The 24,008-nt window shown below is 67.6% G+C and carries 25 protein-coding genes and 1 tRNA gene; 14 read left to right on the top strand and 12 right to left on the bottom strand.

Annotation, left to right across the window (positions count from 1 at the left end; all coding sequences use genetic code 11):
• Positions 1 to 164: 164 nt before the first annotated feature.
• The 7 genes from SALB1_RS03510 to SALB1_RS18960 form a co-directional block, all read right to left on the bottom strand.
• On the bottom strand, positions 165 to 956 hold the full coding sequence (locus tag SALB1_RS03510) for a YrhK family protein (protein ID WP_109992596.1): 792 nt from the start codon (positions 954 to 956) through the stop codon (positions 165 to 167).
• A gap of 88 nt (positions 957 to 1,044) precedes the next feature.
• Positions 1,045 to 1,120 (bottom strand) — tRNA-Glu (locus SALB1_RS03505).
• A 14-nt stretch (positions 1,121 to 1,134) separates the two neighbouring features.
• Positions 1,135 to 2,295 carry an FAD-dependent oxidoreductase gene (locus SALB1_RS03500; RefSeq protein WP_158590608.1) on the bottom strand — a complete coding sequence of 387 codons (1,161 nt, stop codon included), beginning with the start codon at positions 2,293 to 2,295 and terminating at the stop codon, positions 1,135 to 1,137.
• 11 nt (positions 2,296 to 2,306) lie between these two features.
• Complete coding sequence (locus SALB1_RS03495; RefSeq protein ID WP_109992594.1) at positions 2,307 to 2,519, bottom strand: hypothetical protein; 213 nt, start codon at positions 2,517 to 2,519, stop codon at positions 2,307 to 2,309.
• A gap of 1 nt (position 2,520) precedes the next feature.
• The gene (locus SALB1_RS03490; protein ID WP_109992593.1) at positions 2,521 to 3,129 is read right to left on the bottom strand and encodes a rhomboid family intramembrane serine protease; all 609 of its coding nucleotides are present in this window, start codon (positions 3,127 to 3,129) and stop codon (positions 2,521 to 2,523) included.
• A gap of 61 nt (positions 3,130 to 3,190) precedes the next feature.
• Entirely contained in the window at positions 3,191 to 3,550 is a 360-nt protein-coding gene (locus tag SALB1_RS18965) for a DUF427 domain-containing protein (RefSeq protein WP_158590607.1), read from the bottom strand.
• Positions 3,540 to 4,067 (bottom strand): DUF6314 family protein, encoded by a 528-nt coding sequence (locus tag SALB1_RS18960; protein WP_158590606.1) that lies wholly within the window; start codon positions 4,065 to 4,067, stop codon positions 3,540 to 3,542. The genes SALB1_RS18965 and SALB1_RS18960 overlap by 11 nt, the downstream gene beginning before the upstream one ends.
• Here SALB1_RS18960 and SALB1_RS03480 point away from each other — a divergent pair.
• On the top strand, positions 4,066 to 4,929 hold the full coding sequence (locus SALB1_RS03480) for an EamA family transporter (RefSeq protein ID WP_109992591.1): 864 nt from the start codon (positions 4,066 to 4,068) through the stop codon (positions 4,927 to 4,929). The two genes, SALB1_RS18960 and SALB1_RS03480, sit on opposite strands and share 2 nt — an antisense overlap.
• Positions 4,930 to 4,960: 31 nt before the next feature.
• Positions 4,961 to 6,589, top strand: coding sequence for a dihydroxyacetone kinase subunit DhaK (locus tag SALB1_RS03475; RefSeq protein ID WP_109992590.1), 1,629 nt, complete (start codon positions 4,961 to 4,963; stop codon positions 6,587 to 6,589).
• Positions 6,590 to 6,597: 8 nt separating this feature from the next.
• Here SALB1_RS03475 and SALB1_RS03470 read toward each other — a convergent pair whose 3' ends face one another.
• Complete coding sequence (locus SALB1_RS03470; RefSeq protein WP_158590605.1) at positions 6,598 to 7,674, bottom strand: hypothetical protein; 1,077 nt, start codon at positions 7,672 to 7,674, stop codon at positions 6,598 to 6,600.
• Positions 7,675 to 7,876: 202 nt separating this feature from the next.
• On the opposite strand from SALB1_RS03470, the gene SALB1_RS18955 reads away from it, so the two are divergent.
• The 3 genes from SALB1_RS18955 (at position 7,877) to SALB1_RS03455 (ending at position 10,193) form a co-directional block, all read left to right on the top strand.
• Positions 7,877 to 8,413: an asparaginase gene (locus SALB1_RS18955; RefSeq protein ID WP_158590604.1), complete on the top strand. Its 537-nt coding sequence runs from the start codon at positions 7,877 to 7,879 to the stop codon at positions 8,411 to 8,413.
• Positions 8,414 to 8,498: 85 nt separating this feature from the next.
• Complete coding sequence (locus SALB1_RS03460) at positions 8,499 to 9,233, top strand: SDR family oxidoreductase (RefSeq protein ID WP_109992587.1); 735 nt, start codon at positions 8,499 to 8,501, stop codon at positions 9,231 to 9,233.
• Between the two features lie 165 nt (positions 9,234 to 9,398).
• The gene (locus SALB1_RS03455) at positions 9,399 to 10,193 is read left to right on the top strand and encodes a metallophosphoesterase (RefSeq protein WP_158590603.1); all 795 of its coding nucleotides are present in this window, start codon (positions 9,399 to 9,401) and stop codon (positions 10,191 to 10,193) included.
• Between the two features lie 107 nt (positions 10,194 to 10,300).
• Here the strand turns inward: SALB1_RS03455 and SALB1_RS03450 are convergent, their stop codons facing one another.
• Positions 10,301 to 11,494: an MFS transporter gene (locus tag SALB1_RS03450; protein WP_109992585.1), complete on the bottom strand. Its 1,194-nt coding sequence runs from the start codon at positions 11,492 to 11,494 to the stop codon at positions 10,301 to 10,303.
• A 94-nt stretch (positions 11,495 to 11,588) separates the two neighbouring features.
• Between SALB1_RS03450 and SALB1_RS03445 the strand changes: the two genes are divergently transcribed.
• Positions 11,589 to 12,587: a LysR family transcriptional regulator gene (locus SALB1_RS03445; RefSeq protein ID WP_255414486.1), complete on the top strand. Its 999-nt coding sequence runs from the start codon at positions 11,589 to 11,591 to the stop codon at positions 12,585 to 12,587.
• A 251-nt stretch (positions 12,588 to 12,838) separates the two neighbouring features.
• Here SALB1_RS03445 and SALB1_RS03440 read toward each other — a convergent pair whose 3' ends face one another.
• Complete coding sequence (locus SALB1_RS03440) at positions 12,839 to 13,171, bottom strand: hypothetical protein (RefSeq protein ID WP_109992584.1); 333 nt, start codon at positions 13,169 to 13,171, stop codon at positions 12,839 to 12,841.
• Positions 13,172 to 13,415: 244 nt separating this feature from the next.
• Between SALB1_RS03440 and SALB1_RS03435 the strand changes: the two genes are divergently transcribed.
• The 3 genes from SALB1_RS03435 (at position 13,416) to SALB1_RS03425 (ending at position 18,043) form a co-directional block, all read left to right on the top strand.
• Positions 13,416 to 15,848 carry a membrane-bound PQQ-dependent dehydrogenase, glucose/quinate/shikimate family gene (locus tag SALB1_RS03435; protein WP_109992583.1) on the top strand — a complete coding sequence of 811 codons (2,433 nt, stop codon included), beginning with the start codon at positions 13,416 to 13,418 and terminating at the stop codon, positions 15,846 to 15,848.
• A gap of 123 nt (positions 15,849 to 15,971) precedes the next feature.
• The gene (locus SALB1_RS03430) at positions 15,972 to 17,612 is read left to right on the top strand and encodes a bifunctional diguanylate cyclase/phosphodiesterase (RefSeq protein WP_109995245.1); all 1,641 of its coding nucleotides are present in this window, start codon (positions 15,972 to 15,974) and stop codon (positions 17,610 to 17,612) included.
• Positions 17,613 to 17,620: 8 nt separating this feature from the next.
• Positions 17,621 to 18,043, top strand: coding sequence for a BLUF domain-containing protein (locus SALB1_RS03425; protein ID WP_255414485.1), 423 nt, complete (start codon positions 17,621 to 17,623; stop codon positions 18,041 to 18,043).
• Between the two features lie 290 nt (positions 18,044 to 18,333).
• On the opposite strand, the gene SALB1_RS03420 is transcribed toward SALB1_RS03425, so the two are convergent.
• Positions 18,334 to 18,741, bottom strand: coding sequence for a YbaN family protein (locus tag SALB1_RS03420; protein WP_109995244.1), 408 nt, complete (start codon positions 18,739 to 18,741; stop codon positions 18,334 to 18,336).
• Positions 18,742 to 18,975: 234 nt separating this feature from the next.
• Here SALB1_RS03420 and SALB1_RS18655 point away from each other — a divergent pair, with 234 nt between their 5' ends.
• From SALB1_RS18655 to SALB1_RS03405, 5 genes are all read left to right on the top strand, one after another.
• Entirely contained in the window at positions 18,976 to 19,128 is a 153-nt protein-coding gene (locus SALB1_RS18655; protein ID WP_158590602.1) for a hypothetical protein, read from the top strand.
• Between the two features lie 89 nt (positions 19,129 to 19,217).
• A complete protein-coding gene (locus tag SALB1_RS03415) occupies positions 19,218 to 19,535 on the top strand; it encodes a hypothetical protein (protein WP_145961222.1) in 318 nt (105 codons plus the stop codon).
• A gap of 53 nt (positions 19,536 to 19,588) precedes the next feature.
• Entirely contained in the window at positions 19,589 to 19,714 is a 126-nt protein-coding gene (locus SALB1_RS19405) for a hypothetical protein (RefSeq protein WP_255414484.1), read from the top strand.
• Between the two features lie 136 nt (positions 19,715 to 19,850).
• Complete coding sequence (gene mnmC, locus SALB1_RS03410; protein ID WP_158590601.1) at positions 19,851 to 21,827, top strand: bifunctional tRNA (5-methylaminomethyl-2-thiouridine)(34)-methyltransferase MnmD/FAD-dependent 5-carboxymethylaminomethyl-2-thiouridine(34) oxidoreductase MnmC; 1,977 nt, start codon at positions 19,851 to 19,853, stop codon at positions 21,825 to 21,827.
• 417 nt (positions 21,828 to 22,244) lie between these two features.
• Positions 22,245 to 23,306, top strand: coding sequence for a 3-deoxy-7-phosphoheptulonate synthase (locus SALB1_RS03405; RefSeq protein ID WP_109992579.1), 1,062 nt, complete (start codon positions 22,245 to 22,247; stop codon positions 23,304 to 23,306).
• 101 nt (positions 23,307 to 23,407) lie between these two features.
• Here the strand turns inward: SALB1_RS03405 and SALB1_RS03400 are convergent, their stop codons facing one another.
• Positions 23,408 to 23,983 (bottom strand): DUF2452 domain-containing protein, encoded by a 576-nt coding sequence (locus SALB1_RS03400; RefSeq protein WP_109992578.1) that lies wholly within the window; start codon positions 23,981 to 23,983, stop codon positions 23,408 to 23,410.
• Positions 23,984 to 24,008 lie beyond the last annotated feature (25 nt).

Below are 24,008 nucleotides of genomic sequence, written 5' to 3'. Positions count from 1 at the left end.
GGCCTGTTGCCGTTTCGTGCGCGTCCGTGCCAAGCGCTGTTTTGCGGCAATACAGCGCTTGTCCCGTAGGGTTGGGCCGCAAATCCCCCGATACGGCGTTGCGCGTCTTGTCTCGACGGATTTGCGGTCTCCAGCGCGGCACGTGTACGAAACGGCAACAGCCCCTAGCCGGCTTTGTAGGTCTTGCCGAGCTGGCCCTTCTGACTGATCTCTTTTTGCAGTCCGCGGATGAACATGGTGCCCAGACCGCTGGCGTGGCAGAACACCTCGAGCTCTTCATGTACCAGCTTGCGGTAGTAGGTGGCGACGCCGCCGAGGAAGAACAGCACGCTCGCAAACAGGAACTGCGCCGCGGCAAACGCGGTGATCTGGGTCTTCACGGCGCCGGATAGATCCCATAGATAGGGAATCGAAGCCACCGTGAACAAGGCCGAACCGATCAGGAACAGCGCCACGGTCAGGTTGAACAGCTGCATATAAAGCAGCGACGGTGCTTCCACAACTTGCAGAATGTTGACCAGGCCGCCGATGACGAACAGCACCGAGCCGATGATGAAGCACCAGGCACCGAGCAGCACGGCGTCCAGCGAGGGTAGGAAGCACAGGCTGCCGACCACGAAAAGCGCCGATCCGAGGACATAAGACCAGGCTGCTACGAATTCAATGTAACCGGAAAACGTTTCGGTTTCGTGCTGGCGCCAGTACTTGATCACCTCAAGCAAGTCATGTCCGGTGACCAGCAGGTACAACAACGATCCGGCGAAGAACAGCCAGTCGCCTGCGAGTAGATACTCCGACAGCGCCGGGAAGAAGAAGATGCTGCCGCCGACAAACGTCAGGCCGCCCAGCTTGTAGCTGAAGGCGTTGATCGTCTCCCAAACCTTGTGCGACGAACTGGCCTGGTCTCGCGTGCCAAGATTGGAAACGCGCGGGCGGTGGGTAACCAGGTGCGGCATATTGGCACGGGTGTGTGGCTGATGCCCATTAACAAAGCGCGAGCGGCGCTAAACCGAGCGCACACTCATCTGGGCATTCCGTGGGCAATGGCGCTCCCTACGAGACTCGAACTCGTGTTTTCGCCGTGAGAGGGCGACGTCCTGGACCGCTAGACGAAGGGAGCGCTTCGGCGACGTATTATACGCCCGACCGATGCATGATGCGAGCGATTTCCCCGGCGTGGTAGCGGGCGATGAAGCGCTTGTCGATTGCCTGCTTGAGTCGCCATACGGCGTAGCCGGTGGGGGCCAAAGGCCAGCTGCGGGCAGCGACCGCGCGGCGCGTACCCAAGCCGATCAGGGCGAGCGCCCGGCGTTGCGCCCGGAATTCGCGCAGGGGCCGGCCGGTTGCCGCACGCTCAAGATTGTCGGCCAGCACGGGCGCGGCGCGGACGGCGTACACGCCGGATTTGGGCCGGGGCACCGGCAGGCTGGCGATGTCGCCGGCGGCGAACACGCCGGGCGCGTCGACGCCCTGGAGCCGCGTGTTGACCCGGATGAAGCCGCGCTCGTCCCGCGCCAGGCCGCGCATGCCCAGGCCGGGCAGCACCGCGGCGCCGGTGGCCACGAATACCGCATCGGCGACGAATTCGCGGCCGTCGGCGCTCGCGATCGTACCCGGGGTGATGCGCGCGATGGTCGTGCCGCCATGGCGCGCGATACCGGCATCGAACAGCGCATCGGCCAGCACCGCCGCCGCGGCCCGTTCGCCGCGACCGAGCAGCGCGTCGCCGCGATGGTACAACGCGATGCGCGGCGCCGGCCGCCGATGACGCCACCGATACGCCAGCGCGAGCGCCAGTTCGACGCCGCCCGTGCCGCCGCCAATGACCGCGATCTCCAGTGCCCGGTCGGTGGCGTCGAGCCGGCGTTCGGTTGCCGACAGCCCGCGCCAGAGCGCGGTCACCGGCTTGGCGGGCACCACATGCGCGTGATGATCGCCGGCGATCGATCGCGGTACGGCACCAATATTCAGCGCCAGCAGGTCATAGCACTGGCGCGTGCCGTCGGCGCGGGTGATTGTGCGGGCGATGGCATCGATCTGCGTGACCCGCGTGCGGTACCGCTTCACCTGGGCAAGCCGCGCGAGCCGGCCGATATCGACTTGCATCTCGTGGCGCGCGTAGTGCCCGGCCACGGTCGCCGGCAGCATGCCGGAATAGGCCATGTGGCGTTCCGGCTCGATCAGGTCGACGGCGGCAAATGCGTCGCGCAGCGTCGGCCGCGTTGCCAGGCGGCGCAACAGTTCCACGTGGGCATGGCCGGCGCCGGCCAGCACGAGATGTGGGCCTCGGCGCATCGCGCCCATGCTCAATGAAGCGTATTCCAGTCGCCGACGAACAAGCGATAGCCGATCAGCAGGCCGTAGACCAGCAGCAGGGCGATGACCACCAGCGTGATCGTGCGCGGGCCCTGCTGGACCGGTTCCGGCTCGCCGCGCCGTCGCCGCTGCCAGCGTTGCCAGCGCGCGCGTATCAGCAACACGACGATGGCAATCGCGGCCAGCCAGAAGATGACGCGCATGTCAGAACTGCGCGCCGGGCGAGGTGATCTGCGCCAGGAACAGCGGCCCCAGACGCGGTTCCATGATCAGCGTGAACACCACGCCGAAGGCCGCGCCCCACAGATGCGCGCTGTGGTTGATGTGGTCGTGTCCGATCCGGTTGGCATACAGCCCATAGGCGGTGAACAGCACGCCGTAGAGAATCGCCGGCACCGGCACCACGAACACATAGATCGTCGACCAGGGCGCCAGCAGGATGAAGGCGAACAGCACGGCCGATACCGCGCCCGAGGCCCCGAGGCTACGATAGCGCGAGTCGTTGCGGTGCTGCAGATAGCTCGGCACCGTCGAAACCACCGCGGCGGCCAGGTAGAAGGCGACGAAGCCGGTCGCCCCGATATAGCGCTCGAAAAAGCCCTCGATCACGCGGCCGAAGAAGAACAGCGTGATCATGTTGAAGGCCAGGTGCGCGCCATCGGCATGCACGAAGGCGTTGGTCAGCAGCCGATAGTATTCGCCGCGGCCCACCGCCGGCGGCCAGAGCAGCAGCCGATCGAGCAGGCGCGCGTTGGAAAAGCAAGTGATCGAGACCGCGCAGGTGATCGCGATCAGGATGACGGTGACCCACATAATGATTCCCGGTTGGCGGGCGAAACCCGGCCGAGTATACGGCCCTGCCCGTGCGATGGCCTCAGCCGCGCTGGTCGACCCGGATCGCCGGATGGTCGAACGCCACCCGGCCGGAGATCGCCGCCACGCTGGCGAGCGGCTCGTCGTAGGACCAGGCGGCATCGGTGTAGCGCTGTCCGTCGACCGTCACATGGAAATAACGGGCGTCGCCCTTGTAGGGGCAATGCGTGCGCGTATCCGAATCGACCAGCACGCCGGCGGCAATATCGCCGCGCGGCAGGTACAGCCTCGGTCGGTAGCCGCGCTCGGTCAGCAACACGGCGCGGCGGGTGTGCGCGATCAGCCGTGTGTCGACGCTCACGATGACGGTCGTGGTCACGGGGTCGGTGGTGATGCGTTGTGTGCTGTGGTTATCGGTCATGGCAGATTTCGTCGTTCGGCGCGATCGGCGTCGCGCGATAGCGATAGTGCAGATGCTCGTCCTTGCGTGGCCCGCTGATCGACCAGTCCAGATCGAAGCCATCGTCGACCAGTTCGAGCGTGCCGCGATAGACATCGTCAACACAAATATGGGGTTGTCGGCAGACCAGGCGCCGCCCGCCGTCGGCCACCAGTTCGAACAGGAACACGACCGCGGCGGCGCCGAAGCGCTCGTGGTAGAGCCGCAGCCCGTTGTCGGCCCGCACCCAGCGATAGACATTATGAAACGCCACCGGGCGCGCCGCGCCCGCGGGTAAGAACCGGCCGCGCTCGGTCAGGCGCCAGGCGTCGCCGTCGGGCACGGCCGTGATCTCGGCGCGGCCGGCGCCGCGCCAGCCGGTCTGCGAGGCCGCGCCCGGCTCGGCGACGAACGACAGTGCGCGCAGACCGGGCAGCCGCTGCCAGGTCCGTATAATCGCGTCGCTTGTTCCGTCTTCTGCCGTCGCTGCGATCGTCATGAGCTATCTCGTTGCCGTCACCGTTCTCTGGGCGTTTTCCTTCAGCCTGATCGGGGTCTATCTGGCCGGCCAGGTGGATGCCTATTTTGCCGTGTTGACACGCATCACGCTGGCATTGGCCGTGTTTGCGCCGATGCTGCGACCGCGCGCCACCGGGCGCGGGCCCGCGCTGGGGTTGATGGCGGTCGGGGCGGTCCAGATCGGGTTGATGTATCTGTTCTTCTATCAGTCGTTTCTGTTCGTGTCGGTGCCGGAGGTTCTGCTGTTCTCGATTCTTACCCCGATCTACATCACCCTGCTGGATGATCTGCTGGCCGGCCGGTTCGCGCCGCGTTATCTGCTGGTGGCGGTGCTGGCCGTCGCCGGGGCGGGCGTGATCCGCTACACCGACGTCGGCGAAAACGTCTGGCTCGGCTTTGCCCTCATGCAGGGGGCGAACCTGTGTTTCGCGATCGGTCAGGTGGGCTATCGGCGACTGGCGCCGCGACTGTCTGCTGCCGTGCCGCTGCATCGCCAGTTCGGCTGGTTCTTCGCCGGCGCCTGGCCGGTGGCCGCGCTCGGCTTCGCCCTGTTCGGCGACCGTTCGGCCCTGCCGGACACGCCGGTCGAGTGGGGCGTGTTGCTCTGGCTCGGGATCGCGGCCTCGGGCGTCGGCTACTATGCCTGGAATCGCGGCGTGGCGAGGGTCGATGCCGGCACGCTCGCGGTCATGAACAATGCCCTGATCCCGGCCGGTCTGGTGGTGAATCTGTTGATCTGGAATCGCGATGCCGATCTGCTCCGACTGGCGATCGGCGCGGCGATCATCGGCGGCGCGCTCGCCATCAACGCCGGCTGGGCTCGGCGGCCTCTACCGCGGTAGGCTTTCAGCAGACAACACTCGGGAGCCGGCCATGGATTTCTTCTTCAATGCCGCCGATGACGTGGTCGACGATGGCTTGTCGGGGCTGGCCCGGATCGCGCCGGTACGCGTGAGCGAGCGGGCGTCCGGCATGCGGTTGATCGTGGATCGCGATTTCGACAACAGCCGGGTGGCGGTGGTTTCCGGCGGCGGTGCGGGTCACGAGCCGGCCCACGCCGGGTTTGTGGGCCACGGCATGCTGGCCGCCGCCATCGCTGGTGACCTGTTCACCTCGCCCAGCGTCGAGGCCGTGCTGGCCGCGATCCGCGAAGTGACCGGGCCGGCCGGCTGTCTGCTGGTGATCAAGAACTATACCGGCGACCGGCTCAACTTCGGCCTCGCGGCCGAGCGCGCCGCCCGCGAGGGCTACACCGTGCGCAGCGTGATCGTGGCCGACGACATCTCGCTGCCGGCGAACGTCGGCGCGCGCGGGCTGGCCGGTACGGTGCTGGTGCACAAGATCGCCGGCCACCATGCCGCGGCCGGTGCTGATCTCGACACCGTGGCGCGTGCCGCGCAGACGACCATCGACGGGCTGGTCTCGATCGGCCTGTCGTTGTCCAGCGCGACGTTGCCCGGCGGCAAGCGCGAGCCTCGTTCGCCGGAGCTGGGGCTCGGCATCCACAACGAGCCGGGCGTGCGCGAAGTCGCGCCCGAGAACGCCGCCGATGCCGTCCGGCTGGCGCTGGAGCCGCTGATCGAGGCCGCCGAGGCGCGTCATGGCGGCGATGCGCGCTGGGTGGTCCTGATCAACAACCTGGGCGGCTGCTCGACCCAGGAGATGGCGGTGCTCAGCGACGAAGTGCTGGCCCGGTTGCCGGCCGATCGAGTGCGCGCGGCGGTGGTACCGGCACCGGTGATGAGTTCCATGAACATGCACGGCTTCTCGATCACACTGCTGCCGATCGACGATGACGTACGGGCCGCGCTGGCCAGCCCGGTGGCCGCCATCGGCTGGCCCGGGCTGTGCGATGTGGCCGCGCCCGAGACCTTCGTGCCGACCGTCAGCGAGCACAAGGCGCCCGGCGCCGGCGGGCGTGATTCGGCGCGCGCGGATCGCATCCGGGCGGCGACCGATGCCCTGTCTGCGGCCCGCGCCGAGCTCGACGATCTGGACGCCGCGGCCGGCGACGGCGATACCGGCACCGCCTTCAATCGAGGCGGCACGGCGATCCGCGGCGCGCTGGATGATGATCGCCTGTCCACCGGCGAGCCGGCGTTGCTGGCCGACGAAATCGGCGATCTGCTGGCGCGCGACATGGGCGGCTCGTCCGGCGTGTTGCTGTCGATCCTGTTCACCGCGACCGCCGCGGCCCTGCGCGACGGCAATGCCTTCGGCGCGGCGCTGGCGGCCGGTATCGGTCGCATGCAGGACTACGGCAGCGCGCGACCGGGTGATCGCACCATGCTCGATGCGCTCGTCCCGGCGGCACAGGCGCTGGCCGATGGCGGGTCGCTCGGCGACGCGGCGCAAGCGGCGCGCGCCGGCGCCGATGCCACGGCCGACATGGGCCATGCCGGTGCCGGTCGGGCGGCTTATGTCCGTGACGAGGCATTGACCGGCGTGGTCGACCCCGGCGCCGAGGCGGTGGCGCGTGTGTTCGAGGCGCTGGCCGGCTGATCGACACGCTATCGGGGCGGCGTGACCTCCGCCGCGAGCCGGCCGCGGATGGCCTGCAGACCGGCCAGCCAGAACAGGGGCACGGCCTCAATGAAGATGCGGTGCTCGGCGATGCGTCCGACCACGATGCCGAGCAGGATCAGCGGCACGGCCAGGCCGAGGATCGCCGCCTGCAGGCGGCGCTCGATACAGCGCCACCATAGCACCACCACCAGCCAGCAGCCGCCCACGAATCGGACCGGCTCGGTCAGCAGATAAGCCGGATGCGACAGCAGCCGCAGGTTTTCCGTGATGTGCAGCTCGTACTGGGTGTCGCCGAGCGCGGCGTGCGGATTCGGCTGGTTGGAGAAAAGCCAGTGCAGTGGCCACTGGACCGCGGCATACAACGCCAGCATCAGCCCGAGCAGCGCGGCGAGCCGCGTCATCGGCAGCCGCCCGGCGAGCATCAGCGCGGCCATGGGGATAACGAACAGCGTGGTCTCGCGATTGACGGTTGCCAGCGCGAACAGGATCGCGAATCCGCCCAGGCGCCGCCATTCCGGGCGATCGCCCCAGTCGGCCACCGCCAGCAGCAGGGCCAGGGTGAAGGCGGCGGCCGGCAGGTCGTAGGGATAATAGAACAGCGTGCGCGCGCTCCAGTTGCCCAGGTCGAGGGTGCCGCCGCCGAGCGAGATCAGCGGCCAGACCCGCAGATCGGGCATGAGAACCACGATCGCCAGCGGCAGGACAATCGAAAGTGCGAGCAGGCGTTTGAGCGCTTCGGCCTCGGCGATGCCGAAACGTTCGACCGCGCGGTAGGCCAGCATGATCAGGGCCATCCAGGCCACCACTTCCAGCAGGCCGAATACCAGGTGCGGTCCGAGCGGGGCCAGATGCTCGATGGCGGACGCCAGGGCCGGGATCAACACCCGGTGCTGGAACGGCTCCACCGCGGTGAAATGCGTCATGCGGGCGAAACTGGTCAGGCGGTACGGTGCGGTGATCGATAGCTGGACTGCGGTGCAGAACAGCGACATGAACAGCGCGGCAGCCCACCAGACGCAGCGCTCGAAGCGGCTGACGGACGAATGTGAGATCGATGCCAAGTTGTCTGTCCCCGGGCAAATCCAAGCAGCGGCCCTACGGCCGGGCGACGTCTGCGCGCTCCCCAAGCCGGCGCCTTGCGATCCGGCGGGCGCGGTGTCGCTTCGAAGAGTCGACGGTTCGCGGTCAGTTTCGCATGTTGCGGTGCCGATGCCATCGATGTCGGCGGTAGACTGGGGATTTCCGCTGTTTCGGGCATTCAATATGAACGTTTCATCGCGCTCGCCGTTTCGGATCGTGCTGTTGGCCACCGGCGGCACCATAGAGAAAAGCTACGACGCCACGGCCGGCGCGCTGACGCTGGATATGCCCGTGATCGAAATCCTGCTAGCAGGCCTTGATCAGCCCGACGTGCAGATCGAGGTCCGGCGCGTGATGTCGATCGACTCACTGGCGATGGGCGAGGCCGAGCGCGCCGAGGTGGTGGCCGCGGTGCGCGACAGCCTGGCGGCCGATGACGCGGATGCCATCGTGATCACCCACGGCACCGATACGCTGGCGCGCACGGCCGAGGCGCTTGCCGAAGCCCTGGATGGCCCCGGTTGCCCGATCGTGCTCACCGGCGCGATGCGACCGTATCGCGTGGCCGACAGCGATGCCGCCCAGAACGTGGCCCAGGCCGTCATGGCCGCACGCCTGGTCGCGCCCGGCGTGTATGCCGCGTTCCACGGGCGTGTGATCGCAGCCGGGCGCATCGTCAAGGACTACGAGCGGCTGACGCTGGTCGAAGCCGAGACTTGAAAAAAGTCGATCGCGCGCAAGGTTCTGAGGGTCAACACTTCAATGGCCGCGCCATGACGCGTGGCCGATTAAAGGATCCCTGCCAATGCAATATCGCGATCTGACCGACAATATCTGTGTCATCACCGGCGCCTCCAGCGGCATCGGTGAAGCCACGGCGCGGGCGCTGGTCGCCGAAGGCGCCCAAGTCATCCTCGTCGCGCGCAGCGCCGACAAGATCGAAAAACTCGCCGAGGAACTCGGCGCCAAGGCGAGCGCCATGCCCACCGATGTCGGCGATGCCGAGGCCGTGGCCCGGCTGTTCGAGCGCATCAAGGCCGACTACGGCGCGGTGGATCTGATGTTCAACAACGCCGGTGTCGGCTACAACGACCCGTTCGCCGAGTCCAAGCCGGAGGAATGGAAGAAGCAGATCGACGCCAATCTGTACGGCGTTCTCAACTGCACCCAGGCCGCGATCCCGCTGATGAAGGGGCGCGAGGCGCCGATGATCTCGACCGTCTCGAGTGTCGGTGGCCGCTTCGGCGTGCCCGGCTGGTCGGTCTACTGCGCGACCAAGTTCGCCGTGGTCGGTTTCCACGACACCCTGCGCAAGGAGCTGGGTGGCGACGGTATCCGCGTATCGCTGATCGAACCCGGGGCGGTCTATACCAACTGGGGCTTCAACGTGAGCGAGGAGGCCATGCAGGAGCGCCGCGACAAGGTCGATGCGCTGCACCCCGAGGACATCGCCAGTTCGCTGGTCTATGCCTTCGCCCAGCCCGGCCACGTCAACGCCCAGGAAATCCTGGTCATGCCGACCAAGCAGGTCTCGCCGTAAGCCAGCGCATTAGCGCTTGAATCAAACCGGCCGCCGGCGAGGCGGCCGGTTTTGTCTCGCGTCGGCTGGCCCGTAACCGGCGCGATGCGGCAACATTACGCGCCCGGACGCGCCCTGGGCCGGCGTCTCTTCACGCGCCGGGGCCGGGCATGGGATGCTTGGTCCATGCAGAGTGCGTCACGTATCCAACGGCTACCGCCGAACACCCGGGGCGAGGATTATATCGTCGGCGATATCCATGGCTATTTCCCAGTGCTGGAAGCCGCGCTGTCGCATCTCGGCTTCGATATCCATCGCGATCGCTTGCTGTCGGTGGGCGATCTCGTCGACCGGGGACCGGAAAGCCACCGCGCGGCGGATTTCCTGCGTCAGCCCTGGTTCTTCGCCGTACGCGGCAACCACGAACAGATGATGCTGGATGCCGTGGGTGTGGGCGGCGACGCGGCCGACCCGGCGGCGCGCGCGCTCTGGTACCAGAATGGCGGGCATTGGTTCGAAAGCCTGGACGAGAACCGGGCCCGCCCATTGCTTGCGGCCTTCGCCGCACTGCCGTACGCGCTGGCTGTGGAGCTGGCCGATGGCCGGCAGATCGGGCTGCTCCATGCCGATGTGCCGGCGGCGAGCTGGCCGGCCACCACGGCCGCCATCGCCGATGCTGCCGCCGGGTCGTCGATACTGCAGTACGCCCTGTGGAGCCGCGATCGGGCGGGCAAGATTCTGGGCAAGGTCGAGGGACGGCGCCCACGTGGCGAGATCGATGTCGCCGGCATCGATCGCGTGTTCTTCGGCCATACGCCGATGCCGTCGGCCGTGGCCTGCGGCAATACCCGCTGGCTCGATACCGGCGTGTTCCTGCCGCGGGGCCGGCTGTCGATCGCGGCCGCCTCCGATGACAGCCTGTGGTCGTTCGCGGCCGGCGATGCGCAAGACATCAGATACGAATGGCGCGTGCCCGGCTGAGCGGGTTACGTCGCCGGATGGTTTCGGCACGAGGCCCGGTCGCCCGGCGCCTGTCATCTTGACGGTCGAAGCGCGCGGCAGAATCGGCCGATAGCGGCGTGCGCCGTTCAGTGGTGCGCCGTGACCAGGCGATCGCGCCCCGCGCCCAGGCCGGCGGCAATGGCCGCCAGTCCGATCAGCCCGACCAGCACGCCGACCGCCGACCAACTGCCGAAGAACTGGTGAATCAGGCCCACCGCGAGCGGGCCCAGCGCAGCCAGCACATAACCCACACCCTGGGCCATGCCCGACAGTTCGGCGGCGGTTTCGGCATTCGGTGCCCGCAGCGCGAGCAGCGTCAACGCCATGCTGAAGGTGCCGCCCTGACCGAGCCCGAGCACGACCACCCAGAACCAGATGCTGCCGATCGGGGCATACAGACAGCCGCCCAGGCCGATCAACGTGGTGAGCATGACGGTGGTGAGTACCGCGCGCTGATCACGCATGCGGGCGCCGATCGCCGGCGCGATGATCGCGCTCGCCAGCTGCACCAGAATCGACACCGACAGTGCGAGTCCGGCCGACACGGCGGCCATGCCGCGATCCGACAGAATCGTCGGCAGCCAGCCGAACACGGTATAGGCCAGCGAACTCTGTAGCCCCATGAAGGCCGTGATCTGCCAGGCCAGCGGATCGCGATGCACGCGGCGCGGCCCGCCCGACGGCGCGGCCGGCTTGCGCACGGCGTGCATCTGCGCGATCCAGGCCACGGCCGCAATCACGGCCAGCACCAGCCAGAACGCCAGCGCTGGGCGCCAGGCGCCGGAAAACACGAGCCGCAACGGCTCCGTCGCGCCGGCCGCCAGCGAGGCCCCCAGGCAAAGCGACATGGTGTACAGGCCGGTCATCACGCTGACGTTATTCGGGAAATCGCGCTTGACCAGCCCGGGCAGCAGTACGCCCAGCACACCGATGCAGCCGCCGGCGAGTGCGGTGCCGATAAACATCCCGGCCTCGCCGCTGTAAGGCCGCCCGAGTATGGCCAGCGCCAGTGCGATCAGCACTAGGAGCACGGCGCGCTCGGGCCCCGCGCGGCGCGCCAGACGCGGTGCCAGCGGGGCCGCCAGCCCGAGGCAGAGCACAGGCAGGGTGGTGAGCAGCCCCTGGCCGGCCGAGGCCAGACCCAGATCGTGGCCGATACGCGTGAGCACCGGCGATACGCTGGTCAGCGCCGGGCGCAGATTCAGGGCGACCAGCAGCAGGCCGGTCAGGGTCAGCAGCCGGCGCGCGGCCGGCTCGGTCGCAGAGCGTGAATCGGTCATGGACGCCAGCGTGGATGAGCGAGCGGGCTATTCTGCGGTCGGCGGTGGATCAATGCACCCATTCGATGCCGCGACAGGGGGCGGCGGGCGGGTCATGAATACACCAGGCCCCGAGGCCAGAGTCGCGATCCGGGCGGTCTCGCGTGGCGCGCCCGCGGCCCGTTATATTCATCCGATGAATATTCGCGACGTCGATCTCAACCTGCTGGTGATGCTGGATGCGCTGCTGCGCGAACGCAGTGTCACGCGGGCGGCCGAGGCCATGAACATCACCCAGCCGGCCATGAGCAACGCGCTCAAGCGTCTGCGCAAGCTGCTGGGCGATCCGATTCTGGTGCGGACCGCCGGCGGCATGCAGCCCACGGCTCGCGCCGAGCAGTTGCAGCGCCCGGTGCGCAACGCGCTCGCCCAGATGGAAGCCGCGATCGCGCCCAACCGGGCGTTCGATCCGGCCACCGCCGAGCGCCTGTTCACCATCCTGATCACGGACTATGCCGCTTCGGTGCTGATGCCGCATGTGGTCGCGGTGCTGGAAACCGAGGCGCCCGGCATTGCGCTCAATATCCTGTCGGCCTCGGGCGACGCCATCGGCCAGATCGAGCGCGGCGAGGCCGATGTCCTGGTCAACCAGTTCGGCCAGCTGCCCGCCAATTTTCACCACCAGCGGCTGTGGCGGGACCGGCTGGCCTGCCTGATTCGCAGCGACCATCCGGCGCTAACGGCCGCCGGCGGCGAACTCACGCTGGAGGCCTTCCTGGCCCAGCGGCATATTCTGATCACCCAGACCGGCATCGGCCTATCGCGCCTGGACGAGGTGCTGGCCGATCGCGGCCTGGCGCGCGAGATCAGCGTGCTCACCCGGCATTATCAATTGCCGCGCCAGTTGGTGGCCGAAAGCCATATGATCGCGACCCTGCCGGCGCGCATCGCGCGTTATCAGGCGCGTCATCTCGGCCTTGCCGTGCTCGACCCGCCGGTCGAACTGCCCGAGTTCCAGGTCGGCATCGCCTGGGGCGCGCTCGATCATCACGACCCGGCGCATCGCTGGCTGCGCGAGCGCATCGTGCGCATCGCACGCGAGACCCTCGATTGATGCGCCGAGCGCGCGATGCTTGCACGAGCCTGCGGCAACGCCTCACGTTCGGGATCTGAACATGACAAGCGGGAGGCGCGGTGCTGGACAATTTTCGTCTGGATGACCGGGGCGCGCTGGTAACCGGCGCGGGCAGCGGGCTGGGCCGCCGCTTTGCTTTGACGCTGGCCACGGCCGCACAGGTCGAGGCCGCGGGCGGGCAGGCGCGGACTCGCACGAAACGGCAACAGGCCCCAAACCCGGTTGCCGGTTCAGGAATGCACGATCAGCGTGTCGCCGTTCTGAGTCACCTGCAGCTGGGTCGGCGCCAGCGCCCGCGACAGCGCCGCAGCGATCGACAGGTGGCCGGATACTGCAGCCACGTGGATCGAGCCGGTGTCGGCGAGGTCGGTCTTGATGAAGCAGCCGGTGGTGTGCACCAGCGAATGGGCGGTGTCGTCGAAGCCCTGCGCCGGCACATTAATGTTGCGCAGCCGGTTGCAAGGCGACACCTCGGGCGAGGAAGCGGAAATCGAACTATCGGACTGGCAGCCGGCAAGGGCGGCGATGAGCAGGATCGGGGCCAGAATGAGGGGGCGACGCATCGATCTTCTTTCGCGTGGTTTGTTAACAGGGGGCGACAACGATTTTGCGATCATATACCTGTGTTTACTAAGTGAAAAGTCGACGCTTGACGAATGGGTGCGACAGCGTGTCCGCCGCCTTCGACAAACGTCGAATCAGGCGTGATACCCGTTGCCGGTCGACAGGCTCGGGCCCGGGTCGTAGATGGTGCCGCCCGGCGCTGGTTCGGCGCGCGCGCGATTGCATCGCCCTCGGGATGACCTCATGAACGACACCGACCAACGCCTGCCGTCACGTTTCCTGCCGGTGTGTATCGGCCTCGTCCTGCTGCTGGCCGGTCTGGCTCTGCTCGCCGGCGGCATCAAGCTCGTCATGGTCGGCGGCTCGGCGTACTACGCCATCGCCGGGGCGGCGCTCGCGCTCGACGGCGTGCTGTTCATCGCCGCGCGTTCATCCGCACTCGGCTTGTACGGCCTGATTCTGATGGCTTCGACCGTGTGGTCGGTCTACGAGATCGGCTTTTTTGGGTGGGCGCTAGTGCCGCGGCTGCCGCTATGGGCCGTGATCGGCGCGATCCTGCTGTTGCCGTGGATTCGCCGGCCGCTGGCCGCGCGCCGGCGGCGAGCCGGCAATGGCCTGGCTACCCCGACCTTGGCGGTCGCGGTGCTGGCGGTCTTCGGGCTCGCCGTCGGCAGCCAGTTCACGCCCGATCCCGGCAGCCTGACCGGCCGGATCCCGGCCCATCGCGATCATCCGGTGAAACCGGCATACGCCGCCGGGGTGGATTGGCCGTCCTATGGCGGCACCGATGCCGGTACGCATTACTCGCGGCTCGATCAGATCAACACGAAAAACGTCGGCCGGCTCAAGGTGGCCTGGAAGATCCGGACCGGGGATCGGCCCGGGGCGCACGATGCGGCCGGGCGCACCGACGAGAACACGCCGCTCAAGGTCAATCACACGCTCTACGTCTGCACGCCGCACAGCAAGCTGCTGGCACTCGATCCCGAAACCGGCCGCATCCGTTGGCGCTACAACACGCAGCTCAGGCAGCAGAGCGCGAAAAATTCCCCGGGCCGGGCCCGCATGACCTGCCGCGGCGTGGCGTATCAGGCCGCCAGCGAGCCGAAACAAGACGGGGCCGCCGACGTCAAGCCGGTCGCGGACAAGAACAACACCCAGAACGCGCCGGTGGCACAGACCTGTCCGCGCCGGATATTCCTGCCAACCGCGGATGCGCGCCTGATCGCGATCAATGCCGATACCGGCCAGCGTTGCGCGAATTTCGGCCAAGACGGCCAGATCGATCTGGCCCGACACCAGCGTCCGCTCAAGCCGGGCGGCTATTATTCGACCTCGCCGCCCGTGGTGGCCGACGGTCTGGTGATCGTCGGCGGCCGCGTCATCGACAATGGTTCGACCGACGAGCCCTCGGGCGTGGTGCGCGCCTACGATGCCAGGACGGGCAAGCAGGTGTGGCGCTGGGACGCCGGCAATCCGACCGGGCCGAGCCAGCGCGACACGCGCAACGCGCCGAACGTCCGGGCACCGATGAGCGCCGACCTCAAGCGCGGCCTGCTGTACCTGCCGGTCGGCAATGCCAGGCCCGGTCAGTTCGGCGGCCAGCGCTCGGCCGCGGACAAAAAATACAGTGCGTCGCTGGTCGCGCTGCATGTCAAGACCGGGCAGGTGGCCTGGCACCGGCAGCTGACCCATCACGATCTCTGGAACATGGGTCCGCCGGCCCAGCCGGTGCTGACCGATATGGCCACACGGCACCAGGGCATGCAGCCGGTGGTGATCCAGCCGACCAAGCAGGGGCAGCTGTATGTGTTCAATCGGGTGACCGGCAAGCCGGTGGTGCCGATCCACGAACGGCCCGCGCCGCAGGACGCCGTGGCCGGTGTCCATACCGCGCCGACCCAGCCGCATTCGGCGTTGAACTTCCTGCCACCACGGCTGACCGGTGCCGACATGTGGGGCGTCACGCCGTTCGATCAACTGGCGTGCCGCATCCGGTTCCACGCGCTGCGTTACGACGGCCCGTTCACGCCGCCGTCGCGCAAGGGCTCGATTTCGTATCCCGGCAACGCCGGCGTCATGAACTGGGGCGGCGTGGCTGTCGATCCGGCGGATCAGAGTCTGTTCATCGCGCCCACGGACCTTGCCTTCGTGCGCCGGCTGGTGCCGCGTGAGCCGGCGAAACGACAGGAAAAGACCGGTTCCGGGACCGAGGGGCCGCAGCCGAATACGGGCGCGCCGTATGCCGTGAAGACCCAGCCGTTCATATCGCCACTCGGTCTGCCCTGTCAGGCACCGTCCTGGGGCGACGTCGCCGGTATCGATCTGCAGAAGCGCCGGATCGCCTGGCGCCATGCCAGCGGGGCCGCGCGCGATCGCACCCCGGTCTTGCCGCGACCGCGGCCGGTGGGCGTGCCGGCGCTCGGCGGACCGATCGCCACCGCCGGCGGCGTGGCCTTCGAAACGGGCACGCTGGACGGTTACGTGCGCGCCTACGCCATGGCGACCGGCCGACAGCTCTGGCAGGCGCAACTCCCGGCCGGCGGCCATGCCACGCCGATGACCTATGAAGCCGGGGGCCGGCAGTATCTGCTGGTGACCGCCGGTGGCCACGGCACGTTCGGCGTGACAGCGGGCGACTATGTGATCGCCTACAGGCTGGCGACGAAGAACTGAGCGCGGGCCGGTTTGGCGTCCGTATTTGATTGTGCTCTACACATTAGGCGCACGCGGCCGATACATATTTCAGTCATATACGCCAGCGCGATGGATGTTGTTGCGCTACAGCTGGAACGGCCGATGACCGAAACGCAGTGCTGGGAACGCCTCGGCACCGGGCTTGCGTTGCTCGACGATCGCAACGTGGTGATTTATGCCAACCCGGCATTTCACAAGGTGATGGCGCTCGAAACCGCCTCCGGTGCACTGGCGATAACGAACTGGGCGCGAGGTCTCGATGCCGAAATCGGGCGTCGGTTGGAGCGTCTGCTGATTGCGAGCGAGGCGGGCGCGTTGACGCTGGATGTCCGGGCGGCGGACCCGGTCACGCTGTATCTAGGGGAACGCTGCGACGGGCTGAGGCTGGTGGTCGCCGGTCAGGGTTGGGCGGTCGCCGACGAACGCGCATTGGCGGGTCAACTTGACCCGTTGACCGGGCTCGGCAACCGACTGATGTACGAGCGCTGCCTGGCGAAGCTGGTCGAGCGCGGCGCGCGGCCGGCGTTGGCGGTATTGGTCATCGACCTTGATCGCTTCAAGCAGGTCAACGACACGCTCGGGCATACGGTGGGCGACGAGCTACTGCAGCTCACGGCGAATCGGCTGCGCGCGCTGACGCGCGAGGACGATGTGCTGATACGGCTCGGTGGCGACGAGTTCCTCGTGTTGCAGCCCGATGCGCGCCAGCCGGATGCCGCCCACAGTCTGGCGAATCGTCTCACCGAAGTGATGAGTCGGCCGTTTCTGGTCGATGGTCACCAGATCGATATCAGCGCCAGTATCGGCGTTGCCATGTTCGGTCACGGAACCGCAGCAGTGGATGATCTGCTCAAGCATGCCAACCTCGCTCTGTACGAGGCCAAGGGGCGCGGTCGCGGCCGACATTGTGTATTCGAACCGGCTTACGAGGCCCGGGCGATGGCCAGGCGCCAGCTCGAGATAGATCTGCGGCGGGCGCTCGCGCTGCGCCAGTTCGAACTGGTCTATCAGCCGCAGAATTGCACTTGCGACGGCCGCATTCTGGGGTTTGAGGCATTGCTGCGTTGGACTCATCCCCGACGCGGGTCGGTATCGCCGGCCGTGTTCATTCCGGTGGCCGAAGAGATCGGCGAGATCCATGCGATCGGTGCCTGGGTGATCCGCAACGCCTGCGCCGACGCGGCCGGTTGGACCGATCCGGGTCTCACCGTGGCGGTTAACGTCTCTCCGGTGCAGTTTTACAGCGACGACCTGATCGGAATCGTGGTCGCCGCCCTCGAGGATAGCGGGCTGGCGGCCTCCCGGCTCGAGATCGAGATCACCGAAGGCGTGATGCTGGCCCAATCGCCCAATGTGCTGGAGCGGTTGTGGACGCTGCATCGCATGGGCGTGTCGATCGCCCTGGATGATTTCGGCACCGGTTATGCCTCGCTCAGCTATCTCAACAGTTTTCCTTTTTCCAAGATCAAGATCGATAAGTCGTTCGTGCAGAGTGAGTGCTCGTCCCGCTCGCAGGCGTTGATCTCCGCCATTTTGGTCATCGGGTCCAGCCTCGACATGACGACCGTAGCCGAGGGCGTGGAGACGCCACATCAGTTCGCTGTCATCCGTGCGAGCGGTGGCTACAGCGTGCAGGGCTATTATTTCTCGCGGCCCATGCCGGGCGCCGAGGTGACCGCCTATCTGCAGGCGTTCGATCCTGAACCGTTTCTCCGCAACGCTATCGAAGAGCAGATCGAATGACCGAATCGTTGTACCGGCTGGTCTATTTCAGCCGCAATGCCATGACCGGCGATACCGATAAAGTGCGCACCGAGATCGACAGCATCCTCGCGAGCGCGCGTCGCAACAACACCGCAGCCGGATTGACCGGCGCGCTGATGTTCAACAACAGCTACTTTGCTCAGGTGCTGGAAGGTTCGCATGCGGCGATCCAGGCGACTTTCGAGCGCATTCAGTGCGATGGGCGGCATCGCGAAGTCAAGGTGCTGGCTTTCTACCGTTGCAGCGAGCGTGGTTTCGCACATTGGTCCATGGCCCACGTCGGTGACGCGACGGGCGAAGACGGATTCGCCGACATTGCCGCGGCGTCGGCTTTCGATCCGTCGGCTCTTCGCGGTGACGCGATCTACGACATCCTGAAGGCCAACCTGGCCGACGAGTCGCTGCTCTAGGGCCTGTTGCCGTTTCGTCCGCGTCCGCGCCAAGCGCTGTTTTGCGGCAAGACGAGGCGTAGCGAACGTAGCGTAGTCGTTCTACTTGAGAGAGCTACAACGCTGTATTGCCGTCGTGTCGTTAATCTTTGGGCGCTTGTCCCTTCGGGTTGGGCCGCCCATAAAATCAATCAGGGCGCCGATACGGCGTTGCGCGTCTTGATCGTGGCTCGCCACGACCGGCGACGCGCGCCTTGTCTCGACGGATTTGCGGTCTCCAACGCGGCACGTGTACGAAACGGCAACAGGCCCTAGTCCTTGGCACGACCCACCGACGGCTCCGGCCGGGTGAAGACAAACACCGCCATGGCCGCCAGCATGGCGCCGACCAGAGCGATCATGCCGCGATGCTCGATGGTGCACCAGAGCACGATCCAACTGGCCGCCATTAGCGCCACCGCGAGCCACTTGGCACGGCGCGGGATCGCGCGTTCATCCTCCCAGGCCACCAGGGCAGGGCCGAAGTGCGGATGTGAACGCAGCCGGCGCCGCAGCTCGGGCGAGGATTTGCCGGCCGCCCAGGCCGCGACCAGAACAAAGGGCGTGGTCGGCAGGCCGGGCAAGACCACGCCGAGGGCACCAAGGCCGATGCAGGCGAAGGCCAGAGCGCGCAACAGCCACCGTAATATACGTGATCGGATGACGCCGGATCCTGCCATGCGGCGATGATCGCAGATCGGTGGTTCGGCGGCGACCGTTGTACACACCAGCTGTGGATAACCCTGTTCGCAACACCCGGCGAAGTGCGCTGAATCCACAGCCCGCGGGCGTCGGGACGGCCTCTGGTCAGATTCTGACCAACGGGCGCGGCCCGGTCTCGTGTGTACGCCGTGATCGGCCAGCTCGTCTATCATGCAGGGCGAACAAAGACGTCCCCAACGATGATTCCAACCATGGCGCGGCGGCTGGGCGTGCCGATGCTGATCTTCGCGGCCGGCATGACCAGCGCGGCGTTCGGCCTGCTCGCGGTGCATCAGTTCTCGCCGCGCCATGTTCATGCATTGATGCGGCGCGACCGATCATATGGCTCTACCACTACACGCTAGCCCACTAAGAGATCAATTACTTCGAATACAGCTTCGTCAAGCGTGCGCTGCTGTCGGACGTGTTCGCCGCCTTCCACGGCCAGCGCTGGGTGGACGCCACGCTGGTGTTCAACCTGATCTTCGAAACGGCGCTCGCGGGCCTGGCCGCGGTGTTGCTGGCCCGGTTGCGGCGCGAGACAGGCGGGTTGCCCGCTGTGTTCAGCGCGGCGACGCTGTTCGGCTCGCTCGGGCTGATCAATCTCGGCTCCGACATCGGGCGCTTCGATTTCGCGCTGCTGGTCATGTTCATCGGCTCGCTGAGGTGGATCGGGCGGGGCGCGACGATCGGGCCGGCGCTGGTCATGGCCGCCGCGCTGCTTACCCACGAGATCCATTTCTTCATGGGCGTGCCGATGCTCGTTGCCTAAACGCTCGACCGCCTGCGCGATGCCGGGCGGCTGCGCGGGGGCGGCGCTCATGATTGCCCCGGCGTTCGCCCGGCGCGACCAGCGACCGGCCGCACGCGCAGCTGCTCATGCTGGCGCTGATCGGCCTGCCGCTCGTGCCGTTCGGCATCGCGCATGCATTTCAGTCTCTGGTCCGATAGCGCCCGTGCCGAACATTACACACAGTCTCTGTGGACAACCCTGTGCGCGATCCGTGACGAAGCGCTGCGATCGGCCGCGGCGTGGGCGCCCGCGGCGTATTGCGCAGAAACTGACCATGCGTACCCGAGCATCGTCGTGAGCGAAAGCGAGGGCGAGCGCCTCGGCATTGAGCCGGGCACGATCGAGATCGACCGGCAAGTACTGCGTGCGCCGGCTTACGACGATGTCTATTTCTCGGCCGACGATGGCCTGGCCGAATCGCGTCATGTATTCATCGAGGGCAATGATCTGCCGACGCGCTGGGCGCACTGGCGGCAGCCCCGTCCGTTCGTGATCGGCGAGACGGGCTTCGGCACCGGGCGCAACGTCGTGCTGGCATGGCAGCTGTTTCGGGACCTGGCACCGGCCACGGCGCGCTTGCATATCGTGTCGATCGAGCGTCATCCGCTGACCGCCTGCGATCTGCGCGCACTCTGGCGCGGGCATCCGGCCCTGGCGGCTGATGCCGCGCGGATTGCGGATCAGTGGCCGGCGCTCGTGCGCGGCACCCACCGGCTGCATCTCGATGACCGGGTCACGCTCGATCTGGTTTTGGACGATGTCGAGGCCGCGCTATCCGGTCTGGACGGGCTTGCCGATGCATGGTTTCTGGACGGCTTCGCGCCGGCGCGCAATCCGGCGATGTGGCGCGCGGGCGTGTTTCGCGGCCTGGCCGCGGCCAGCCGGCCCGGTGCGACCTTCGCCACCTACAGTTGTGCGCGGGTTGTGCGCGAGCATGCCGCGGCCGCCGGCTTCGCCTGGCAGAAGATGCCGGGCGCCGGACACAAGCGCGAAATGCTGCGCGGGCGGCGCACGGCCCGCATGCCGGCCGCGCCGGCACGCCAGCGCCGGCCGTGGTTCGAACCGCCGCCGGCGTCCGCGCCGGGCCCGGTGGCCGTGATCGGCGCCGGCATCGCCGGCACCACGGTGGCCGAAGCGTTGGCGCGGCGGGGCCTGCATTGCGATCTCTACGACCCGGCGGGTATCGCCGGTGGCGCATCGGGCCATGCCCGGGCGGCCTTGCATGTCCGCCCCGCGGCGAATGGCGACGTGCGTACGCGCTTCCAGCTCACCGCGCTCGATTATCTCGGGCGCTGGCTGGCCGATCTGGACGGCGCACGCACGCTCTGGTCCGACGTCGGTTTGTTACAGCTGGCGCGCGATCCGGAGGCGCAGGCCCGGCAGCAGCACTGTCTCGACCGACTCGACCTGCCGTGTTCGCTGGTCCACTGGGTGGGTCGAGAGACGGCGCAACGCCTGGCCGGTACGGCGCTGGCCGCTGACGTGCGCGGCGGGCTGTATTACCCGAACGCGGGTTGGGTACGGCCGGATCGATTGTGCCGGCGGCTGGTCGAGCGCAGCGGGGCGGCGCTCCATCGCGTGGCTGTAACCGGCCTCGAGCCGGCCGCCGCGGGTTGGCGGCTGACATCCGCCGATGGCAAGCGGGCGCAATACGCCCAGGTGGTACTGGCCTGTGCCGGTGCCGCCAGCGCGCTGTGCCGCGACCTCCCGCCGCTGCCCTCGGTGCGCGGCCAGGTCAGCGTGTTCGGCCTGCCGCTGGAATCGGCGTCCCCGAACTGCGTGCTCTGTGGGCGCGGCTATGCCCTGCCGCCGGTGGACGGCCGGCTCCACGTCGGCGCGAGCTTTCGGCGCGATGCGGTCGACGCAGCACCGCACGCCGCCGAGGATGAGGCCAACCGCGCCATGCTGGCCGAGATCGCCCCGGATCTGGCCGCCCAGCTGGGCTCGCCGCTGGCCGCGCGGGTCGCCTTTCGCTGCACCGGCCACGATCGACTGCCGTATGTCGGGCCGGTGCCCGACGCCGCGGCCTGGCGGCGCGATTACGCCGAACTGGCGCTCGATGCCCGGCGTATCGCCGCGGTCCCGGGCGCGCATCGCCGCGGACTGTGGGCAAGCCTCGCGCATGGCGCGCATGGCATGGTGAGTGCGCCGCTCAGCGCCGAAGTGCTGGCCTCGCGGCTGTGCGACGAGCCAATGCCGCGCGCTGCGACCGAAGTCGATGCGCTGCATCCGGGGCGCTGGCTGATTCGCGAGCTGATTCGCGGGCGTTGACCGATGACGGTTGATTTTCCCGGCCGACATGGCCTAACCTTAGTGACGCTATGTGTGATTCCGCCCTCGAATCCGTGCTCACCGCCGTCGCCGCAGCGACAGCGCGCGTTCGCGTGGAACCGCAATCGAACATGTTTTACGGGTATTGGTTTAGCCGCACAGGCGCCTGAACCGATACGGACAGGCGCCCGGATTCGGGAGCCTGACCCAGCGTTTGCCAAAACCCCCGGTCGGATCTCCCGGCCGGGGGTTTTTTCTTGCCGCGAATGCGGCATCAATGCAACGCAGGGATGACCATGATGTTCAGCACCCAGCCGTTTTACCGGGGCAGCGCGTACGGGCCGTTTGCGGCCGCGCAGACATCCACCACGCAAGCCATCAGCGCGTTGTCCGCGCTGTGCCACCAGGGAGCCGACCATGTCCCGGCAACACGCCACTGTTTGTAATCTCGACGCCCAGACCACGCCCGCGATCGCGCCCACGCCCACGCTCGTCGCCACGCCCGCCGAGCTGGCCGAGCAACTGCCGATTGCCCCCATGCTGGCGGCCCGCATCGGGCATCAAAGGGATCTGATCCGCGCTATTCTCGCCGGCCGTGACGACCGCCTGCTGATCGTCGCTGGCCCGTGCTCGCTGCACGACCGAGCGTCGGCGCTCGACTATGGCGCCCGGCTGGCCGAACTGGCCGCCGAATGCGCCGACGATGCCGTGCTGGTGATGCGCGCCTACGTCGAGAAACCACGCACGACCATAGGCTGGAAAGGTCTGCTGCACGACCCGCATCTCGACGGCAGCAACGATATCGGCGCCGGTCTCGCCGCCGCCCGTGGCCTGTTGATCGAGCTGGCCGAGCTGGGCCTGCCGGTCGCCACCGAGCTGCTCACCCCGATCGCCGCCGATTATCTGTCGGACGTGTTGTCCTGGGCCGCGATCGGTGCGCGCACCACCGAATCGCAGACCCATCGCGAGCGCGCCAGCGCGCTCGATCTGCCGGTCGGTTTCAAGAACGGCACCGACGGCGCGATCGGCACCGCGATCGACGCCATCGCCGCGGCGTCGCACCCGCAGCACTATCTCGGCACCGATCGCCATGGCCGGCCGGCGGCGATCGCCACGCCCGGCAATCCGGACGCACACCTGATCCTGCGCGGCGGCCGCGGCGGGGCCAATCACGACGTCGAAAGCGTGGCCCGGGCGCGCGGCGCGCTGGCGGCACTGGGCTGCCCCGAGCGCCTGATTGTCGATTGCAGCCATGCCAACAGCGGCAAGGTCGCGGCGCGCCAGGCCGAGGTCATGGCCGAACTCGGGGCGCGCCGGCGCGCCGGCGAGCAGGCGATCGCCGGCGTCATGCTCGAAAGCCATATCGAGCACGGCAAGCAGGCCCTGGGCGGCGATCTCGCCTACGGCGTGTCGATCACCGACGAATGCCTGGGCTGGCAGGCCACGGCCGAGGCGATACGCGCTGCCTGTGATCGCTGACCCGCGAAACCAACCGCTGGATCGCGGCCGGTCACTGGCCGGCCGTGATCGGGCATGTGGCCAGTCCTGTAATGTCCGTTCACGGCATGAATTGCGCGTGTTCAGTCGTGGTCGCGTGCACCGGCGTCGGTCAACAGGCCGCGCGCCTCGTCGTAGGACAAGCCACTGATGCCCGAGGCGCTCATTGAACGCGACAGGGAATGCGCCACGCCGAAGGCCGAGGCCCGGCGATAGAACGACAGTCGCGATTCATACACCGGCAGGATGTCGTCTACCGTCTCGGCCTCGCCCAGGCGGCGTTCGAAGGCGGCACGCCTGGCCGCCAGCCAGGCCATGAAGTGCGCGTCGGCGGCAACGGCTTCGGCCAGTTCCAGCGTCCAGGTCATATCGGATTGCAACACGCAGGTGCCGATGAAACGCCCGGCAACCGTCTCGCCGAGCATCTCGGGCGGGGTGATGCCGAGCCAGAAACGCTCGGGCTGGCGGTACAGATAATAGGTCTTGCCGACCACCGGCTTGAAGCGGAATTCGGACTCGAGCACGAATAGCGATGTGAATAGCTCGGTGGCGACCTGATCGATGTGCTTGGGCGCAGCGACCGCCAGGCCGCCACGGGCTTCGTCGAGGGTGGCGAGAACCGGCGATACGCCCTTGCCATCGGGATTCGGATTCTTCATGCGCGCGATCGGCGAGCGAATGGTC

It is taken from the genome of Salinisphaera sp. LB1 (assembly GCF_003177035.1).
Taxonomy (GTDB): Bacteria; Pseudomonadota; Gammaproteobacteria; order Nevskiales; family Salinisphaeraceae; genus Salinisphaera.
This window is presented reverse-complemented; position numbering and strand designations above follow the sequence as displayed.

Coding starts and splice junctions, on each gene's coding strand:
- SALB1_RS03510 (WP_109992596.1), bottom strand. CDS start 956: ATGCCGCACCTGGTTACCCACCGCCCGCGCGTTTCCAATCTTGGCACG.
- SALB1_RS03500 (WP_158590608.1), bottom strand. CDS start 2,295: ATGCGCCGAGGCCCACATCTCGTGCTGGCCGGCGCCGGCCATGCCCAC.
- SALB1_RS03495 (WP_109992594.1), bottom strand. CDS start 2,519: ATGCGCGTCATCTTCTGGCTGGCCGCGATTGCCATCGTCGTGTTGCTG.
- SALB1_RS03490 (WP_109992593.1), bottom strand. CDS start 3,129: ATGTGGGTCACCGTCATCCTGATCGCGATCACCTGCGCGGTCTCGATC.
- SALB1_RS18965 (WP_158590607.1), bottom strand. CDS start 3,550: ATGACCGATAACCACAGCACACAACGCATCACCACCGACCCCGTGACC.
- SALB1_RS03480 (WP_109992591.1), top strand. CDS start 4,066: ATGAGCTATCTCGTTGCCGTCACCGTTCTCTGGGCGTTTTCCTTCAGC.
- SALB1_RS18960 (WP_158590606.1), bottom strand. CDS start 4,067: ATGACGATCGCAGCGACGGCAGAAGACGGAACAAGCGACGCGATTATA.
- SALB1_RS03475 (WP_109992590.1), top strand. CDS start 4,961: ATGGATTTCTTCTTCAATGCCGCCGATGACGTGGTCGACGATGGCTTG.
- SALB1_RS18955 (WP_158590604.1), top strand. CDS start 7,877: ATGAACGTTTCATCGCGCTCGCCGTTTCGGATCGTGCTGTTGGCCACC.
- SALB1_RS03460 (WP_109992587.1), top strand. CDS start 8,499: ATGCAATATCGCGATCTGACCGACAATATCTGTGTCATCACCGGCGCC.
- SALB1_RS03455 (WP_158590603.1), top strand. CDS start 9,399: ATGCAGAGTGCGTCACGTATCCAACGGCTACCGCCGAACACCCGGGGC.
- SALB1_RS03450 (WP_109992585.1), bottom strand. CDS start 11,494: ATGACCGATTCACGCTCTGCGACCGAGCCGGCCGCGCGCCGGCTGCTG.
- SALB1_RS03445 (WP_255414486.1), top strand. CDS start 11,589: ATGAATACACCAGGCCCCGAGGCCAGAGTCGCGATCCGGGCGGTCTCG.
- SALB1_RS03440 (WP_109992584.1), bottom strand. CDS start 13,171: ATGCGTCGCCCCCTCATTCTGGCCCCGATCCTGCTCATCGCCGCCCTT.
- SALB1_RS03435 (WP_109992583.1), top strand. CDS start 13,416: ATGAACGACACCGACCAACGCCTGCCGTCACGTTTCCTGCCGGTGTGT.
- SALB1_RS03430 (WP_109995245.1), top strand. CDS start 15,972: ATGACCGAAACGCAGTGCTGGGAACGCCTCGGCACCGGGCTTGCGTTG.
- SALB1_RS03420 (WP_109995244.1), bottom strand. CDS start 18,741: ATGGCAGGATCCGGCGTCATCCGATCACGTATATTACGGTGGCTGTTG.
- SALB1_RS18655 (WP_158590602.1), top strand. CDS start 18,976: ATGGCGCGGCGGCTGGGCGTGCCGATGCTGATCTTCGCGGCCGGCATG.
- SALB1_RS03405 (WP_109992579.1), top strand. CDS start 22,245: ATGTCCCGGCAACACGCCACTGTTTGTAATCTCGACGCCCAGACCACG.
- SALB1_RS03400 (WP_109992578.1), bottom strand. CDS start 23,983: ATGAAGAATCCGAATCCCGATGGCAAGGGCGTATCGCCGGTTCTCGCC.